At 55.0% G+C, this 16671-nt stretch carries 17 protein-coding genes, 1 tRNA gene, 2 rRNA genes and 1 pseudogene (1 of these 21 cut by a window edge); 3 read left to right on the top strand and 18 right to left on the bottom strand.

Going from position 1 to position 16671, the window contains the following annotated elements; all coding sequences use genetic code 11:
• Positions 1-85 precede the first annotated feature (85 nt).
• Positions 86-162 (top strand) — tRNA-Met (locus tag HV822_RS12050).
• Between the two features lie 81 nt (positions 163-243).
• Here the strand turns inward: HV822_RS12050 and HV822_RS12045 are convergent.
• The 4 genes and pseudogenes from HV822_RS12045 to HV822_RS12030 form a co-directional block, all read right to left on the bottom strand.
• Positions 244-840 (bottom strand): putative adenosine monophosphate-protein transferase Fic, encoded by a 597-nt coding sequence (locus HV822_RS12045; RefSeq protein WP_238870307.1) that lies wholly within the window; start codon positions 838-840, stop codon positions 244-246.
• Positions 840-1010, bottom strand: a complete 171-nt coding sequence (locus HV822_RS12040) for a YhfG family protein (RefSeq protein WP_238870305.1) — start codon at positions 1008-1010, stop codon at positions 840-842. The genes HV822_RS12045 and HV822_RS12040 overlap by 1 nt, the downstream gene beginning before the upstream one ends.
• Positions 1011-1053: 43 nt before the next feature.
• A pseudogene (locus HV822_RS12035) lies at positions 1054-1401 on the bottom strand (tyrosine-type recombinase/integrase); the annotation flags it as partial.
• A gap of 144 nt (positions 1402-1545) precedes the next feature.
• On the bottom strand, positions 1546-1806 hold the full coding sequence (locus tag HV822_RS12030; protein WP_238870304.1) for a helix-turn-helix domain-containing protein: 261 nt from the start codon (positions 1804-1806) through the stop codon (positions 1546-1548).
• Between the two features lie 109 nt (positions 1807-1915).
• On the opposite strand from HV822_RS12030, the gene HV822_RS12025 reads away from it, so the two are divergent.
• On the top strand, positions 1916-2182 hold the full coding sequence (locus HV822_RS12025; RefSeq protein ID WP_238870302.1) for a DNA-binding protein: 267 nt from the start codon (positions 1916-1918) through the stop codon (positions 2180-2182).
• A 415-nt stretch (positions 2183-2597) separates the two neighbouring features.
• Here HV822_RS12025 and HV822_RS12020 read toward each other — a convergent pair whose 3' ends face one another.
• The 11 genes from HV822_RS12020 to HV822_RS11970 form a co-directional block, all read right to left on the bottom strand.
• Positions 2598-4031, bottom strand: a complete 1434-nt coding sequence (locus HV822_RS12020) for a helicase C-terminal domain-containing protein (protein WP_238870300.1) — start codon at positions 4029-4031, stop codon at positions 2598-2600.
• 181 nt (positions 4032-4212) lie between these two features.
• A complete protein-coding gene (locus HV822_RS12015) occupies positions 4213-5253 on the bottom strand; it encodes an IS481 family transposase (protein WP_238870298.1) in 1041 nt (346 codons plus the stop codon).
• Positions 5254-5345: 92 nt separating this feature from the next.
• Positions 5346-6092, bottom strand: a complete 747-nt coding sequence (locus tag HV822_RS12010; protein ID WP_238870296.1) for a DEAD/DEAH box helicase — start codon at positions 6090-6092, stop codon at positions 5346-5348.
• Positions 6079-6831, bottom strand: coding sequence for a hypothetical protein (locus HV822_RS12005; RefSeq protein ID WP_238870294.1), 753 nt, complete (start codon positions 6829-6831; stop codon positions 6079-6081). The genes HV822_RS12010 and HV822_RS12005 overlap by 14 nt, the downstream gene beginning before the upstream one ends.
• Before the next feature lie 417 nt (positions 6832-7248).
• Positions 7249-7539, bottom strand: a complete 291-nt coding sequence (locus HV822_RS12000; protein WP_238870292.1) for a type II toxin-antitoxin system RelE family toxin — start codon at positions 7537-7539, stop codon at positions 7249-7251.
• The gene (locus HV822_RS11995) at positions 7532-7807 is read right to left on the bottom strand and encodes a type II toxin-antitoxin system Phd/YefM family antitoxin (protein WP_238870290.1); all 276 of its coding nucleotides are present in this window, start codon (positions 7805-7807) and stop codon (positions 7532-7534) included. Before HV822_RS11995 ends, HV822_RS12000 begins: the two co-directional genes overlap by 8 nt.
• Positions 7808-8110: 303 nt before the next feature.
• Positions 8111-9109 (bottom strand): isocitrate/isopropylmalate family dehydrogenase, encoded by a 999-nt coding sequence (locus tag HV822_RS11990; RefSeq protein ID WP_238870289.1) that lies wholly within the window; start codon positions 9107-9109, stop codon positions 8111-8113.
• On the bottom strand, positions 9106-10005 hold the full coding sequence (locus HV822_RS11985) for a DMT family transporter (protein WP_238870287.1): 900 nt from the start codon (positions 10003-10005) through the stop codon (positions 9106-9108). The genes HV822_RS11990 and HV822_RS11985 overlap by 4 nt, the downstream gene beginning before the upstream one ends.
• 22 nt (positions 10006-10027) lie before the next feature.
• Complete coding sequence (gene rimI / locus HV822_RS11980) at positions 10028-10480, bottom strand: ribosomal protein S18-alanine N-acetyltransferase (protein ID WP_238870285.1); 453 nt, start codon at positions 10478-10480, stop codon at positions 10028-10030.
• A complete protein-coding gene (locus tag HV822_RS11975; protein WP_238870283.1) occupies positions 10477-11247 on the bottom strand; it encodes an energy transducer TonB in 771 nt (256 codons plus the stop codon). The genes rimI and HV822_RS11975 overlap by 4 nt, the downstream gene beginning before the upstream one ends.
• Positions 11247-12788 carry a 2-isopropylmalate synthase gene (locus tag HV822_RS11970; RefSeq protein ID WP_238870281.1) on the bottom strand — a complete coding sequence of 514 codons (1542 nt, stop codon included), beginning with the start codon at positions 12786-12788 and terminating at the stop codon, positions 11247-11249. The genes HV822_RS11975 and HV822_RS11970 overlap by 1 nt, the downstream gene beginning before the upstream one ends.
• Before the next feature lie 215 nt (positions 12789-13003).
• Between HV822_RS11970 and HV822_RS11965 the strand changes: the two genes are divergently transcribed.
• The gene (locus HV822_RS11965) at positions 13004-14662 is read left to right on the top strand and encodes a long-chain-fatty-acid--CoA ligase (RefSeq protein WP_238870279.1); all 1659 of its coding nucleotides are present in this window, start codon (positions 13004-13006) and stop codon (positions 14660-14662) included.
• A 66-nt stretch (positions 14663-14728) separates the two neighbouring features.
• Here the strand turns inward: HV822_RS11965 and HV822_RS11960 are convergent, their stop codons facing one another.
• The 3 genes from HV822_RS11960 to HV822_RS11950 form a co-directional block, all read right to left on the bottom strand.
• A complete protein-coding gene (locus tag HV822_RS11960; RefSeq protein ID WP_238870277.1) occupies positions 14729-15343 on the bottom strand; it encodes a class I SAM-dependent methyltransferase in 615 nt (204 codons plus the stop codon).
• Positions 15344-15536: 193 nt separating this feature from the next.
• Positions 15537-15652, bottom strand: a 5S ribosomal RNA gene (gene rrf / locus HV822_RS11955).
• A gap of 137 nt (positions 15653-15789) precedes the next feature.
• A 23S ribosomal RNA gene (locus HV822_RS11950) occupies positions 15790-16671 on the bottom strand (it continues 2007 nt past the right edge of the window).

Below are 16671 nucleotides of genomic sequence, written 5' to 3'. Positions count from 1 at the left end.
GTTAAGCAATTGAAATGGCAGCTAAAAAAATCGCGCGACAGGCTTGACAAGGTATCCGCCAAAATGAATAATGCGCGCCTCGGATGGCTACATAGCTCAGTTGGTTAGAGCACAGCATTCATAATGCTGGTGTCCCAGGTTCAAGTCCCGGTGTAGCCACCAACCTTTTCAAAGGCTTAGCTTCGGCTAGGCCTTTTTTTATTCCTGTAGTGTCCCCTCAGTGCCCCTATCTTGTCCCGCTGATCAGGCGATCTTCTGACCAATGCAGCGCTCAAAAATGTCGATCAGGGGTTGGTAGTCACACGCTACCGCAGCGATGTTTGCGCGGGTCCATTCGTCCGGCTCTACCGCCCACCAGCTGATTTCATAGCCGGCGTTGATAATCAGGTGCTCAAACAAAATACGCTGCGCCCTGCCATTGCCATCGCGGAAAGGGTGAAGCATGTTCAGATCACCGTAGAACTCGGCAACCTGCTGCACCAACTCACGCCGGGCCAGCCCCTCGAACCAATTCACTTGGGCAGCCTGGCTAAATAGCTTGTTGGCTTCAGGTTCAATGCGGCTTGCAGTACAAAAATGCGTGTCTCCTTTCGAAATGGCGATACTCCGAAGCTTGCCCGCCCAGTCATACGTCTGACGGAATAGCTTGCGGTGAATTTCTCGGAGATACGCTAGATCGTAGGGGGGAAGGTCAAACTCTATTTCGCTGGCAGCGATTTCTGACATCGTGCGTTCAGCGCCTTCCAACGCTTCATCGTCATGAAGGTCGAAATTGTTGCGAAGAACAGTAGAGCCTGGGTAACAGTAAGGGTCTTGGCCTGTGCCGTATTTATCGACCATCAAGCCTGGCTTGCACGAAGCTGGTTAAGCGCAGCCTCTCGGGTAGGCAGTTTGCGATCTGCATCCGAACGAGAAACGGCAAAGCCTTCAAGGCGCAGGCTAGCCACATAGTTGGACTGGCGGCTTTTTGCTGCGTAGGCTTTTTTGGCTTTCAGTGACGGTTTGGTCATCGAGCACACCTCTTTCGGGACCGTGAAATTATAGCAAATATTCTCATAGCCCACTCGACTGGTCACCACCGCCAATCAACGCCAATGACGAATGCGTCAGCACACTGGCAAAGTGACCCGGCGACAGGTGCGAGTAGCGCATGGTCATCTTGATATCCCCATGACCAAGAATCCGCTGCAGCGCCAGAATGTTCCCGCCCTGCATCATGTCGTGACTAGCGAAGGCGTGCCGGAGAATGTGCGTCAGTTGGCCGGAAGTGTATAGCCCTGCCCTCTCATAGACGCTGCGGAACGCTGACCGGCAGGAGCTGAATAAACGACCGTTACCCGGGGCGCCACGCTCAAGGAGCAGTTGCTCCAGGTCCGCGGGAAGCGGGCCTGAAACGGGTTGTTCAGGATTTCATGGCAACGCTTTTGCCGGGCATCGTTGCGGGCATGCATTTCGTTGCAGAACTGGTGGGTCCAGCAAACGGAGCAATCGCAACCGGGTTCGTGCTTGGGTTTGTAGCGCTGGAGGCTGTTCATCGCCCTGCCCTCACTCGTCGCTGTAATCGCCGGAGCAAAAAATTGTTTTGCCACGGGACAGGTCAGACATGATGCGAGCGAGGTTCACCACACGGCGGCGGCCAATCTTGGCGGTCGGGATGGTGCCCATCTCAACCCAGCCCCGAGCGGTGTCATCGGAGACGCCGACCATTTGGGCCAGAGCTTCGTGAGTGCAGAACGGGACATTGCGAATTACCTCCACGGTAACCTCGCCATCTACCTTCAACCCCAATACGCCTGACTGTTCCATGGAAACCACCTATAATTGATCGAGAAACCGACTTAGTAATATTTACTACGTTGAACCAATTATGGCACAGGAATTACTAAGTACAATATACTTAGTATAATATTTCGTTATGATAAAAGAGCGCCTTATAAGTCTTTTCAACAGCGAAAGGACTAGCGTTTGGTTCGAAAAGAAGACGGGAATTGACCGCTACCGTTGGGGGAACGTCCGTAACGGCAAAGCGCGCCTTACCGACGCAGAAATAGAAGCGGTGGCGCAACTCTTTCCCCAATACGCCCTCTGGCTGATCACAGGCGAAGTTGCACCAGACTGCGGCCAGACAAGCCCGGAATACGACGAGGCCAACCGAAACTTGACCAATCAAAGCGCGGGATAGCGATCACACGAAAAGCCGGACAGCGCTGGTTTTCACGCAAAGACAAGGAAAAGTTGAAGTAGGGCAAAGCTCAAGGAAGAGACGGCAGGATGAACGAGCTAGAGCGAATAATATGGAAGGTAGCGATGGGCGCGGCCGGGATCGTGACCGTGTTAGCTAGCGTGAACGGTATGAAGTCATGGACAGAGGAAAAAAGCGCAGAAGTTAGATCGGAACAGGCTAACAAAACCGCAGCGTACGAACAGGAAGACGCTAAACAGAAAGATCTAGACTCATACATCCAGTCTCTGCACGAACGCGAAACCGCAAGACGAAATAAACAGTGAACAGATGAAACGCTGCTCTGCAGGCTCTTGCAACGGAGCAGAGAAGAAAGGACGCCTAGACGCCCTTCTCAAAATTCACAAACGGAACATCACGGCAAATACCACTCAACAATTTTCTTTATATATAACGGCGCTTCCGCGACAGTCTCCTTGAACACAATATCGCTCTCGTTAACATAGCGAATATAAGGCGTAATTTCGGCAATCTGCTCAGAGGAAAAACCATAGCGTATAAGAAGCATATTCATCGAGTCATTTGTACCGAATCGAAGGAGTTCTATCACCTTCTGCGCACGAGCATCGCCCGACACCTGTTGGTATATCTTAAATGCAGCTATAAAAACATCAGAAAGTGAAAAAGAGATAACCTGATCCAGGTAGTCATAAGTATCATATACAACTGCATCGTAACTCACATTGCGCGCAAGCACTTGGTCAAAAAGAGAAAATCTATTTTCTAGCTTACTATTCGGAAGCTTGCTTGCACCTTGAGTAAATTGAGCAAATCCGGCCCGCCCCTCATCACGCTTAGTTATCCTGCTATACCTTAAACCAACATTTTCACGAAACGAAGCACCCTGAATAAGCTGCAAAAATATACTAATCGCATTATCAAATACAGCCTGCTCACCATACAGAAGCGGACGACCAATCGACGCTTCAAATATCAACCTGAGATTATATTTCACGGCCTCCCGTCGATCACGGTTATGTTCACCCCTAATATTAGAACGAACATCACCGCCATTTGCATAAAAAATTTCCAAGATATCAAATGCCGCCTTTATGACACTATTATCACGCAGCCGATCAGCCTTACTTTGAGGAATATGCAGCTCATCATTAAAGGTACCATCGCGAATCGAGTCAACCAGCTCACGAGAATCAGGAGGACAATCCTCAGGAGAATCTACAAGCGACATCTCCTTCAAAAAATAAACATCATTTATTCGCCTTGAAAACAACTTCGGATTTTTGGTATAAACAAATCCATAATCAAACTTCTCTTCAGAAGAAAGGCGACCCGCCCTTCCTATAAGGTTTTTAAATGAAAGCGAACGCTCACCATCGCCTTCGCCCTGGAATCTCATATTTTCCAACCAAACGATATCAAACGGCATATTAACGCCTTGAGCAAGCGTACTAGTTGCAAAGCAAATCCTAGCAAAACCACCACGAATAAAATCTTCGACAAGAAACCTTACTTCAAGCGGGACAGAGCCATGATGAATGACAACACCTTTACGGAGAAGGCCGACCATTAAAGAATTATGGCCTTCCTCGTCTGCACCAACCAGATGCTCGACTTCATCGATTATATCTAAAGCATGCTGATCTTCCACCTCATCCAAACCATCAATAAACCACATCAAATCATCTAAAAACTTTCCGTTATATATTGAGGCCTTAGAGACATACATCAATATGGAAAGACCTGACTCGAAAGCGAACTTCTCAAACCCACCAACTAACTCCTTGGACTTTCTTACTGTGTGCCCACCAACAACATAAGGGGAAAACACATAATCTTTACCGCTAAGTTTATGATGAAAAACACAGATCTTACCTACAGTTCCATAAGTGTAAGCTCTTGCGTATGCATCGTCTTCTTGAATACTATGCTTCTTAAGTTGAGCTTCGGGATTTTCTACAAAATGTACAGATCAAGTATTCACCTGACACCGGCCCCGTTCCGGGGCTGAGTTAAACAGCGTCCTCCGTGGCCGGTTCTGGCTGCTCAACAATACCTTCGATGAACGCTTGGCTTGGCGTTCTCCCGTTCATCATCCGACCCTGGTGGGGCCGCTCGTAGTTGTAGTGGTGCAGGTACTTATCGAAGTCCTCCTGCATCTGTTCAACGCTCTCATACCACGTCGTACGCCCTGCCACGCGGAAGTGCTCATCCAGCAGCGTGCGGTGTAGTCGCTCCACAAATCCATTGCTCTGCGGACGTCGAACACGCGTGGTTCGGTGCTCGATCCCTTCGAGCTGAAGGAACAGTTCGAAGGGATGGTTATCCGGCCTGCCGCAGTATTCGCGGCCGTTATCCGACAGCACGGTTTCTACCCTCACGGCGTGCTGCTCGAAAAACGGCAGCACATCGTTATTCAAGACATGAACCGCAGTGACCGGCATCTTGCTCGTGTACAGCCTGCCAAAAGCAAAACGGCTGAAGCAGTCGATAACAGTTTGCAGATACACCTTGCCGACGCCTTTGAGCGTGCCGACAAAGAACGTGTCTATCGCAACCAGTTCGCCGGTGTGATGCACCTCAATCTGCCGCTCCCGGAACTCAGGGCTAAAGCGTTCCAGCAGGCGAATCTGCTCATCGCTGAGCTCCAGGGCACGATCCTTCTGCTCTCGTTCCAGTCGCAACAAACGGTCATGCTTGGACAGCAAGTCATGCCTGCTCCAGACGCCTCGAACGCCGCCTGAGCTAACTGTGATGCCGCGCAGGGCCAGTTCTTGTGATACCCGCAGTGGGCCATGGGTAGGGCGTTGTAAGCTGTAGTCCAGAATGGCTTGCTCAATCTCGGGCGACACCCGGTTAGGATGCGCACCTTTGCAGCCCGGCAGCTTATCCAGCAGGCCAGATGACCCGTAGGTCTGGTAATTCCTGCGGATCTCGTAGAACTGCTGGCGGCTGTATCCCATCACCTTGCAGGCCTTGCTGACGTTGCGTAGCTCTTGCGCCAAGTCCAGCAGGCTGAGCTTACGTCGTGCTATTTTCTCCTCGGTGGTCATGCGTGCTTCTCCAGGTTATGGACAGGTAGGGGTACCCGTTTCATAACCCGGTTCGAGGCCGTATGACCACCACCCCTGACAGTGGTCAACTGTCAGGTGAATACCGTATCAGCACATACAAAAGGATGAGCAAAAATCAGCTTTGCTTCTGGAAACCCAACCTTAACCCTTCGCACTAGCACGTCGAAAATAACACCTCTTTCGGGTTCCTCGGATATCTGTGCCTCATCGAAGAAGAATACCCGTATATCCAAACTCAAGTCGGCAGAAAATAAATCCCGAGCTCGTTCAGGTGTTAAGACAAATATGCGCCTAGGATGCCTGCTAGTAAAAACGTTATCAACGAAAGCAGAAATCATTACTGTTTTGTCGCCTGAAAATTTTTCTTTCATCACGGCGACATACTCTGCAATTAACGCCCTAGAAGGCACAACAACGACCGCATCGCCAGTTTGCTCAGCGATAAAATCGCGAATCGAATAAGATTTACCCGCACTAGTAGGCGCCGAGATGGAAACAAACTTCATGTTCTCTACTGCGCGCCGGACGCTTGCTTGAACTGGCGTAAGCAGGGCGCCGTACTTATACTGATGATCTCTGCCGATAGCGCCAAGAATGAATGAGTAAAGATCAGACGGATCGCGCACCTTGTAGAAAAGCCCCAGTGCCGAAATTATCCTAGACTCTAAACGCCGAAAGGTTTCTGGATGATAAAACTTATACATTCCTAGAGTTTCTAATATATCAGACGAGACAGGCCCCGTCTCATGAAGCTCCTCCAATATACCCATCAGATCAGAGAACGGAGAATTACTGGCTGATATCTCAATTGTCTTCACAGCTAACCCCTACAACATAAACAGCGGACGCCTGTGAGTCATTAAAAAGCCCCACTGCTGTTTTCAGTGCATTCTCTAGAATTGAGGCATAATTATCTGAATTAATAGAGAATGCAGCTACGACCCCAAATACCCTTTGAGTCAAATTATCAACACTATTTCCTTCCGGAGCGATGTGCAACAGATGAATATAATCTCTAATGTACTTTTCCTGATCCAAAAAATCCTTAATCTGAGACATCGCCAAACCATGAGGATTTTTAGATCCTGAATATTTCGCCTCACCAAAATTCAATAATTCACTAGGGCATACTGTATGAAAGTCGAAACCTTCATTCCCTTTAATTTGAAATTTCCATAGCTCTGAAATAGGCAACTGGATATGGTTATAAATTTGATTCAATCCACGTCCAGCCCCCATAGACACCATCATCTCGCCAAATTCGGCAGACACAGGGTCATCCGGATTAGCCTGCTTAAAAACTTGGGAAAGCATGCCCGCTGTTTCATTTACAGTGTACTCATAAGCCTGCTGCGCTCCGTAATCCAAACCTGTCATCCATGAAGTATCAAGCACCTGCTGGGAGAGCTTTCCTGCCATTTTTCTTACGTCTGACACAGAGACATGACATAGCTTTATTTCCGGAAACTCAGGAGACGCACTTAGTTGCTCAAACGCACAACCCCAATCCTCATCAACAACAATGAAGCCATTCACCGCAGTATATTTTTCAGACACAAGCCCTCCAAAGTTCGACCCTAGAGGGGAGCTTCGAACATAAATATTGAGGAAATAAAGAATAGAGAATCGCAAGAAAATCGCAGAAGATACGACTGACTGCAGGAAGGAAGAGCTTAATGCCCGTATCAAACGCCCCAAAATAAGGGCACACCAAGCACTTTGACTGTACGCCAAAAAAGGTCATCCCTACCTCCTAATGCATGCTGTCCGTTAGCCATTACTTCTCAGTAACGCTAACGCTTCTTTGGCTTCAGGTAAAGTAGATAAAAATGGACCTGTCTCCCAAACGACTGACGGAGTAGCAAGGCATAACGAGGGAGTGTCAACACATCGTTAGATCGAGGATAACGCAATCAGGCGAAACAAGGCGGTGAAGCTATTCATTCATATGCGGGCATGGGGCAGGCAGAAGCGCTAGCGAAGACGCTTCTCTGCATCACCGTATACCGCAGACCGCTCCCGCTTGCCTACAGCGATCACAGTGATGACCAAACGCTGGTCGATCACCTGATAGACCAGACGATAACCGGCAGACCGCAATTTGATCTTGTAGCAGTCCGGCAGGCTTCTCAGTCTGTCTGCTTCCACATGCGGCGCCTGCATACGCTCTTTCAGCTTGCGGGCAAACTGCAGCCGAATGGTGGCATCCAGCTTATGCCATTCCTTCAAAGCCTTTTGGTTGAATTCAAGGCTGAAATCAGACACCCGCGCCGCCCGCGTCTGCAATCAGGTCGTCGATATCAACAGCAACGGTTGGTTCACCCATGCGAGAACGCACCAGTTCTTCCAGCTTTATGTCATCCAACTGCTCCAGCATGGCTTCATAGAGCTTGGCCGGTACAGCGTAGAAGGCAGGTTCATTACGGTTGAGAATGACGACGGGCTTGCCGTGGCCCTCACGCAGGGTACCCATTGGATCCCGCTTCAGATCAGTAACGGACGCGGCAACCTCCGCTAGAATTTGAAAAGCCATTAAGCACCTCACAAAGCACCCTTAAAGGCACCATTAAAAGTGCACTTATAATAGCCCTGAATGCAGACTATAGAAAGGTGAGCTTTAAGGAATAGCGAGGCGAAGCAAGAGTAAGCCTTTATAAAACAGCAAGATACGAGGTTTAATGTGGAATACCTCAACCCCTTCATAATGCTGGTGTCCCAGGTTCAAGTCCCGGTGTAGCCACCAACCTTTTCAAAGGCTTAGCTTCGGCTAGGCCTTTTTTTATTTCCGCGTATGCCCACAATATGCCCACGGCAGCCCGCTAGCTAGTCGCCAGCGTCAGCGAAGCCGCGCCAACACGCCATCGGCAATGGTTCGGGTTGTGCGGTCGCCAAAATCGACGGTGCCTGCGTCCTCCAGAAAGCCACTTACTGCAGCTTCCAGCTGGTCCGCCAGCGCTGGCAGCTGCCAGTGGTAACGGAGCAGCAGAGCGGCACTGAGCAGTGCAGCCAGCGGGTTGGCGCGGCCGGTGCCGGCGATGTCGGGGGCGCTGCCGTGCACGGGTTCAGCCAGTGCGATGCCTTCGCCCCAGTTGAGCGACGGTGCGGTGCCCAGGCCACCGGACCAGTGGCAGGCCAGGTCCGAGAGAATGTCACCAAACAGGTTGGTGGTGGCAATCAGATCAAACTGCTCCGGCGAGGCGACCAATTGCAGGGCGGCGACATCCACCAGGCGCTCGTCAACGCACGCATCCCAACCCGCCTGAGCCAGCACCTGCCGGGCGCTGTCGCGAAACAGGCCGCAGGTCAGCGGCAGCACATTGGCTTTGTGTACCAGAGTAATGCGCCGGGCGTTGCGCAAAGCTGCGACCTCTGCCGTGCGCTGCGCCAACTGCTCACTGGCCCGGCGAGTAATCTGGCGCTCGGCCAGGGCGCAGCCTTCTCCGTCCATGCGCTCGCGCCCGACATACAGCCCTTCGCTGTTTTCCCGCAGGATGAGCATGTCGATATTCGGCTGCGGTGAGATAACCGGCCAACTACGTACCGGGCGCAGGTTGCAGTTCAGGGCGAGCGCCTGACGCAGGGTCAGAATGGCGCTACGGTAACCGGCAACCGCGTGGGAAGGCGAAGACACGGCGCCAAAGATGCCGGCGCCGCAGCTCTTCATGAGGTCCAGCGTCGCCTGCGGCACCGATGTGCCCGTGCGCTCAAAGCAGCCCCAACCCGCGTCAGCTTCGCAGGTGCGCAACCCCGGCAGCAGACGCTGGAGGGCATCCACCGCGACGGGCACAACCTCGGGGCCTATGCCGTCTCCGGCAATCACGCAAAGACGCTTCATGCCTGCCGCCCCTGCCAGGTGGCGAGCAACAGGCCGGCAAAAGTCAGGCTTCCGCCAAGCAGGTGGTAACCATGCAAATGCTCCCCGAGTAGCAGCACACCGAACAGCGACGTAAATACCGGCATCAGGTAGCTGAACAAGGAAGCTGTTCCCGGCCCAAGTATCCGTACTCCATTGTTCCAGGCCGAATAGGCAACCAGCGACGCCATTACCGCGGTGTACAGCACCGCGCCCACCGAGCTGGCGGACAGCGGCATGCTAGCGCCCTGCGACACTTCCCACAGGTAGACAGGCAACAGGATAGGCACACCAAACAGCAACATGGCCGCGAGCAATGTGAAACCCGGGAGCGGCACCGGCCAGCGCTGCAGCAGCACCGAATAAAGCCCCCAAGTCAGCACCGCCAGTACCATGATCAAATCACCTTTATTCATTCCTTGAACAAATACCTGGGTCGGCTCACCGCGCCCAAGAATCAAAAGTAGCCCACTGAAGGACAACAGCGTGCCGGCCAAGGTGAGTCGCGTGGGCCATTGCCGCAGCAACAGGATGGACCAGATAAACGCGGCGACCGGCAGCCCGGTGTTGACCAGCGTGATATTGATAGCGGTGGTACTTTGCGCGGCCTGGTACATCAGGGTGTTGTAGGAGGCGATACTCAGCGCGGCAAGCAGTGCAATACGCGGCCAGTGCGCGGCGAGCACATGGCGGTGGCGTATCAGGCTGGGCAGCGTGAACGGCAGTATCAAGACCAGAGCCGTCAGCCAGCGCCAGAATGACAACCCTACCGGCGGCAACAGGCCGGCACTGGCACGCGCCACCAGGGCGTTGCCAGCCCAGGCCAGGGCGCCGATAACCAGGCCGCAGATAGCGCCATGGCGTGTGGCAAAAAACATGAGGTCTCCCGTGTACCTGCGCTCAGTCAATCAGCGAGCAGGCCATCACCAGCGCGTCTTCGCGCCCGCCAACGGCCGGGTAATAATTGCGGCGCCGGCCAATCTCGTTGAAGCCATAACGCTCGTACAAGCGCGCAGCGGTCTGATTGGAGGCTCGCACTTCCAGAAACGCTTCCTCCGCATCACGCAGGCGCGCCTGCGCCATCAGGTGGTCGAGCAACGCATAGCCATAACCGTTGCCCTGGCTCTCGGGCTTGACGGTCAGATTCAGCAGATGCGACTCGCCTGCGGCAGCTGATAGCACGCCGTGGCCAACCTGCTGGCGGCCACTGAACGCCAGCCAGCACTCGTGGCCAGACTGGATGCAGTCGAGGAAGATGCCACGGGTCCAGGGATGGCTGAAGGCGGCAAACTCGACCGCCAGCACCGCATCCAGATCCGACTCCTGCATGCGGCGAAAACTCAATTCACTCATTGCGTTCCCTGCCAGCGAGCGCGCACACGGCGCAACAACGCCCAGAGCTCGGCCTTGCGCGCAGGTTGCCGCAACAGGGACTCAAGATCAGGGGCAAACCAGGCTGGCGGCAGGTCATCAAACGCCTCCTCGCAGCCCAGCAAGGTATCGGCCTGGGCCAGGTCAGCATCGACCAGCAAGGTGGTGGCAGAGCCGAAGCAGCCGAGTGACACCAGTTCGAGCCCTTCGACGCGCCCACGCATGAATGCCTGCAAGCCAAGACTGGCGGCGCCGGCGCTACGGTCGAGCTGTGGGTTACGGTTCAGCGGCCAGCGGAAGTCACCGAGTAGCGCCGGGCGATTCGGTAACTGTACGGCGCGCAGAATATCCTGCAGCAGGATGAACCCCGGCATCGCGCTTTCCAGACCAGGCTCCGGCACTTCGATCAGCAGCAGGCACGGGCCAGCCTGCCAGAGTTGCAGGTAGAAAGGCGCAACCGGCTCGGCGGCCGGGCCTGTGGGCTGAGGCGCAGGCTCCGCAGCCGGCTCGGGGGCGGCGACCGGCGCAGCGACGCTGGGCTTGCCGGGGCGAGGTATCTCAATGCGCGGGGCAGCGCTTGGCGAGTCAGCCGGCACCGCCTGGGGCTTGGCCGGTTGCGGCGCCTGCGGCTCTGCCTCGGGCAGCAGCAACGCAGGCGGGCGCACCGGCACGCCGCTCAGCGGCTCACGCGGTATCCAGTTGGTGACCCCAAGCGCCTCAAGATAGGCGAGACGGGTTGCCTCGTACATCAGACCCCCGCCGCCTGCGGGTGCGCGCGATAAGCACCCTCGCGCATCAGGTTAAGCGCGTTGATATACGCCTTGGCAGAGGCGACGACGATATCGGTGTCCGCACCATTACCGTTAACGATACGCCCGGCCTTTTCTAGGCGTACTGTCACCTCGCCCTGCGAGTCGGTGCCCTGGGTGATGGCATTGACCGAGTACAGCTGCAGGCTGGCGGCCGAACCAATCAGCTGCTCAATCGCCTTGAAGGTGGCATCAACCGGCCCGGACCCTTCGGCCCGCGCGCTCTGCTCCTTGCCGTCGACATTCAGCTGCACCGAGGCCACCGGCACCTCACCCATGCAAGAGGTCACCTCCAGATGGACCAGGCGGATGTGCTCCTCCACCTCAGTCAGGGTATCGGTCACCAGCGCCTGCAGGTCTTCGTCGAAGATCTCGTGCTTGCGGTCAGCCAGTTGCTTGAAACGCGCAAAGGCTGCGTTAAGCGCCTCACCGGACAGCTCGATGCCCAGCTCTTCAAGGCGCGAGCGAAAGGCATTACGGCCGGACAGCTTGCCCAACGAAAGCTTGTTGGTGTGCCAGCCGACCGACTGCGCGCTCATAATCTCGTAGGTTTCGCGGTGCTTGAGCACGCCGTCCTGATGGATACCCGACTCATGGGCAAAGGCATTGGCGCCAACAATGGCCTTGTTTGGCTGGACCGGAAAACCGGTAATGCCGGATACCAGTCGCGAGGCAGCCAGAATATTTTCAGTCTCGATACCGGTATGCACACCCAGCAGATCCTTGCGGGTTTTGATGGCCATCACGATCTCTTCGAGCGCTGCGTTGCCTGCTCGCTCGCCCAGGCCGTTGATGGTGCACTCGACCTGCCGCGCACCGGCGGTCACCGCCGCCAGCGAGTTGGCGACCGCCAGCCCGAGGTCGTTGTGACAATGCACCGAGAAAATCGCTTGGTCGGCATTCGGCACGCGCTGGATGATCTGACCGATAGTGTCGGCAAACTGATGGGGAATGGCGTAGCCCACGGTGTCAGGGATGTTGATGGTGCGCGCACCGGCATCGATCGCCGCCTCAATGATGCGGCACAGAAAATCGATCTCTGAGCGGCCCGCATCCTCGCAGGAGAACTCCACATCCGCGCACAGATTACGGGCCCGCTTGACCGCCCGCACTGCTTGCTCAACCACCTGATCCGGCGGCAGACGCAACTTGTGCTGCATATGAATAGGGCTGGTGGCGATAAAGGTATGAATACGCCCGGCGTTGGCGCCGGCCAGCGCTTCGGCGGCACGGTCGATGTCCGCATCCACCGCGCGCGACAGGCTGCAGACGACACTATCCTGAATAGTGTCGGCAATCAGCTTGACCGCCTCGAAGTCACCCGGGCTGGCAATCGCAAAGCCTGCCTCGATGACGTCTACACGTAGCTTTTCCAGCGCGCGAGCAATACGCAGCTTCTCGTCCTTGGTCATGGACGCGCCGGGGCTCTGCTCCCCGTCACGCAGCGTGGTATCGAAGATGATTACCTGATTCTGTGTCATGTGCGCAGCCCTCCGCGACGACGTTTACCCCAACTTGCAATGATACCCGATCCAGCCACGCGAGCGGCACGCACACTAAGCGCTGTTTATTGGCTGCCAACACGGCAAGGCAGTTTGATTCATCAACACGCTCACCTGCCCTATGCTGTCGGAATACTCACTACAACAGTCTGGCGAGCCAGCGCATCGGCAGACAACAACAGGAGACTGGATGCATGTTTGACCGTCATTTTGCAGTATGGCCGGATCAGGTACCCCGCGAGCTGGAACTACCGGCAACCAACCTGTACCACAACATCACCGTCTCTGCGCTGCGCTACCCGGACCATCCGGCCATCCACTACTACGGCAGCGACATCAGCTATCGTCAGTTGCAGGATGAAACCGAGCGTCTGGCCGGTTACCTGCAGCAGGCCGGTGTTCAGGCGGGCGACCGCGTACTGCTGTATATGCAGAACAGCCCGCAATACATCATCGGCTACTTCGCCATCCTGCGCGCCAATGCCGTGGTGGTGCCGGTAAACCCAATGAATCGCACCGCCGAGTTGGCCTACCTGATTGAAGACACCCAGGCGCCGGTGGCCCTGTGCGCCCAGGAACTCAGCGAGTTCGTTACCCCTCATGTTGGCAAGAGCAGTCTGCGTGAGGTTATCGTCAGCGCCTACAGCGAGTATGTAGTAGAGCCAACCGACCTGCCCCTTCCCGAGGCCGTGAGCGAGCCCGCGCATGTTGAGAGCGGCGCCGGCATCAGTCGCTGGCAGGATGCCCTGGCCGCCAACCTGCGCCCCGGCGTGCTGACAGCAGGGCCACAGGATCTCTGCGTAATTCCATACAGCTCAGGCACCACCGGCAACCCGAAGGGATGCGTGCATACCCACCACAGCGTTATGGCAACCACAGTCTATGGCGCTGCCTGGGTAAACACCCAGCACAGCTGCATACACCTGGTATCGGTGCCGATGTTCCATGTTACCGGCATGCAGTCGTGCATGAACTCCACCCTCTACGCAGGCGGCTCCCTGGTGGTCATGACCCGCTGGGACCGCAAGGTTGCAGCCACCCTGATCGAGAGACTGAAGATCAACACCTGGCGCAACATCTCAACCATGGTGGTCGACATGCTGTCAGACCCGGATATCGACAGTTACGACATCAGCTCGCTGACCGGTATCGGCGGCGGTGGTGCGGCCATGCCAGCTGCGGTGGCCGCCAAACTGAAAGACAAAACAGGCCTGACCTATATGGAAGGCTACGGCCTGTCAGAGACCATTGCAGCAACCCACGTCAACCCGCCGCATGCCTGCAAGGCGCAATGCCTTGGCATACCCTTTATCGGTGTCGACTCCCGGGTAATCGATGTGGAAACACTGAAAGAGGTAGAGCCGGGCGTAACCGGTGAAATCATCATGCGCGGCGAGCAGATATTCCAAGGCTACTGGAATCGGCCCGACGCCACCGAAGAAGCGTTTGTCAACGTAGATGGCGAGCGCTTCTTCCGCTCCGGCGACCTGGGCTACTACGACGAGGAGGGATACTTCTTCCTGGTCGACCGTGTGAAGCGCATGATCAACGCGTCTGGTTTCAAGGTATGGCCTGCCGAAGTCGAGTCGCTCATGTACGCCCATCCAGCCATCCAGGAAGTTTGCGTCATCTCGGCTCCCCACGAGCGCCGTGGCGAGACAGTCAAAGCGGTGGTGGTATTGGCCAAGGGCCAGGAGAGCACCACAGAACAGGAAATCATCAGCTGGTGTCACGAAAACATGGCAGCCTACAAGTGCCCGCAGATGGTGTCATTCAGCGACAGCATTCCCAAGTCACCTACCGGCAAGATCATGTGGCGACACCTGCAGGATGTCGAATGGGGCCGCGCCTGAGCAGAGCAAAACGCCCAGACAAAAAGAGCGCCTTCGGGCGCTCTTTTTGTTTACGGCTCGCTCGCATTACTTGCTGGCTACCCCTTCATAGAGGAACGTCATAGGGCGTGGCCCTTTTATATAACCGGTGTCCAGCTGTTCAATCACAAATCCGGCCTCAGCAATCAGCGCGGGGATATCACGGTCCAGATGGCAGCCTCCTGCGAGCGGCTTCCACCACGGCGTGAGGCGACGCTGCCAACCCTGCACACTCACATCCGGGGCAAGGCCATGCTCGCAAAAAAGTAAACGACCGCCGTCAGCCAGAACGCGCTTCATCTCCTGCAGGGCCGGCAGCGGATCAGCAATACTGCAGAGCGTAAACGTCATAACGATAGTGTCAAAGCGACTGGCGTCCGCGTGTATACCGCGCACATCAACGGCAACCATATCGACCGGTATACCAATATCGGCGGCACGCTGTCTGGCAGTAACCTGCATTTGCGCGGCTGGGTCAACGCCCGTCACCCGAGTTACCTTCGCCTTATCGTAGTAAGCGAGGTTCAGCCCGGTTCCGATACCTATCTCAAGAACATCGCCATGCGCCTGAGGAACAAGCCGCGCACGTCGCTTCATGACATCCCCCATACCGCAGGCGGTATCAATTAGCTTGGGCAGTATATATCTGTCGTATATCCCCATACTTCCTCCTTGTCGTGCCATCAGCTTAGCAGCCAGCGAGACCAGAAAGACCAGAACAGCGCAACGGACTGACAGTCACGCTGCGCTCAGGACGCAAGAAGATACAAGAAACCGAGACGGAGCGCGCAGCAGGGCTTTTAGCGCACAAAGAAAAACACCCTGATCATTGCTGATCAGGGTGTTTGGTATAGGTGCTTGACGATGACCTACTCTCACATGGGGAAGCCCCACACTACCATCGGCGATGCATCGTTTCACTTCTGAGTTCGGGATGGGATCAGGTGGTTCCAATGCTCTATAGTCGTCAAGCAATTTGTTGCTGCCCGCAGTGCGTGCAGCTTAAAAAGCTTGGATGTGTGACAGAAGCTAAGGCATTTGCAATCTCGCAAGTTCGCGAAGTTGTTTGATTCTGTTGGCTCGATAACACCAGATTGCTTGGGTGTTATATGGTCAAGCCACACGGGCAATTAGTATTGGTTAGCTCAACGCCTCACAGCGCTTACACACCCAACCTATCAACGTCGTAGTCTTCGACGGCCCTTTAGGGGAGTCAAGCTCCCGGTGAGATCTCATCTTGAGGCAAGTTTCCCGCTTAGATGCTTTCAGCGGTTATCTTTTCCGAACGTAGCTACCCGGCAATGCGTCTGGCGACACAACCGGAACACCAGAGGTTCGTCCAACCCGGTCCTCTCGTACTAAGGTCAGCCCCTCTCAAATCTCAAACGTCCACGGCAGATAGGGACCGAACTGTCTCACGACGTTCTAAACCCAGCTCGCGTACCACTTTAAATGGCGAACAGCCATACCCTTGGGACCGGCTTCAGCCCCAGGATGTGATGAGCCGACATCGAGGTGCCAAACACCGCCGTCGATATGAACTCTTGGGCGGTATCAGCCTGTTATCCCCGGAGTACCTTTTATCCGTTGAGCGATGGCCCTTCCATACAGAACCACCGGATCACTAAGACCTACTTTCGTACCTGCTCGACGTGTTGGTCTCGCAGTCAAGCGCGCTTTTGCCTTTATACTCTACGCACGATTTCCGACCGTGCTGAGCGCACCTTCGTACTCCTCCGTTACTCTTTGGGAGGAGACCGCCCCAGTCAAACTACCCACCATACACTGTCCTCGATCCGGATAACGGACCAGAGTTAGAACCTCAAAGTTGCCAGGGTGGTATTTCAAGGTTGGCTCCACGCAGACTGGCGTCCACGCTTCAAAGCCTCCCACCTATCCTACACAAACAAATTCAAAGTCCAGTGCAAAGCTATAGTAAAGGTTCACGGGGTCTTTCCGTCTAGCCGCGGATACACTGCATCTTCACAGCG

It is taken from the genome of Halopseudomonas maritima, assembly GCF_021545785.1.
GTDB classification, from domain to species: Bacteria; Pseudomonadota; Gammaproteobacteria; order Pseudomonadales; family Pseudomonadaceae; genus Halopseudomonas; species Halopseudomonas maritima.
This window is presented reverse-complemented; position numbering and strand designations above follow the sequence as displayed.

What these genes read in the sequence shown, in the direction of transcription:
- HV822_RS11970 (WP_238870281.1), bottom strand. Translation starts at nt 12,788, where the DNA reads ATGACACAGAATCAGGTAATCATCTTCGATACCACGCTGCGTGACGGG.
- HV822_RS12015 (WP_238870298.1), bottom strand. Translation starts at nt 5,253, where the DNA reads ATGACCACCGAGGAGAAAATAGCACGACGTAAGCTCAGCCTGCTGGAC.
- HV822_RS11965 (WP_238870279.1), top strand. Translation starts at nt 13,004, where the DNA reads ATGTTTGACCGTCATTTTGCAGTATGGCCGGATCAGGTACCCCGCGAG.
- HV822_RS11960 (WP_238870277.1), bottom strand. Translation starts at nt 15,343, where the DNA reads ATGGGGATATACGACAGATATATACTGCCCAAGCTAATTGATACCGCC.
- HV822_RS11995 (WP_238870290.1), bottom strand. Translation starts at nt 7,807, where the DNA reads ATGGCTTTTCAAATTCTAGCGGAGGTTGCCGCGTCCGTTACTGATCTG.
- HV822_RS12025 (WP_238870302.1), top strand. Translation starts at nt 1,916, where the DNA reads ATGATAAAAGAGCGCCTTATAAGTCTTTTCAACAGCGAAAGGACTAGC.
- HV822_RS12040 (WP_238870305.1), bottom strand. Translation starts at nt 1,010, where the DNA reads ATGACCAAACCGTCACTGAAAGCCAAAAAAGCCTACGCAGCAAAAAGC.
- HV822_RS11985 (WP_238870287.1), bottom strand. Translation starts at nt 10,005, where the DNA reads ATGTTTTTTGCCACACGCCATGGCGCTATCTGCGGCCTGGTTATCGGC.
- HV822_RS12045 (WP_238870307.1), bottom strand. Translation starts at nt 840, where the DNA reads ATGGTCGATAAATACGGCACAGGCCAAGACCCTTACTGTTACCCAGGC.
- HV822_RS11990 (WP_238870289.1), bottom strand. Translation starts at nt 9,109, where the DNA reads ATGAAGCGTCTTTGCGTGATTGCCGGAGACGGCATAGGCCCCGAGGTT.
- HV822_RS12030 (WP_238870304.1), bottom strand. Translation starts at nt 1,806, where the DNA reads ATGGAACAGTCAGGCGTATTGGGGTTGAAGGTAGATGGCGAGGTTACC.
- HV822_RS11975 (WP_238870283.1), bottom strand. Translation starts at nt 11,247, where the DNA reads ATGTACGAGGCAACCCGTCTCGCCTATCTTGAGGCGCTTGGGGTCACC.
- rimI (WP_238870285.1), bottom strand. Translation starts at nt 10,480, where the DNA reads ATGAGTGAATTGAGTTTTCGCCGCATGCAGGAGTCGGATCTGGATGCG.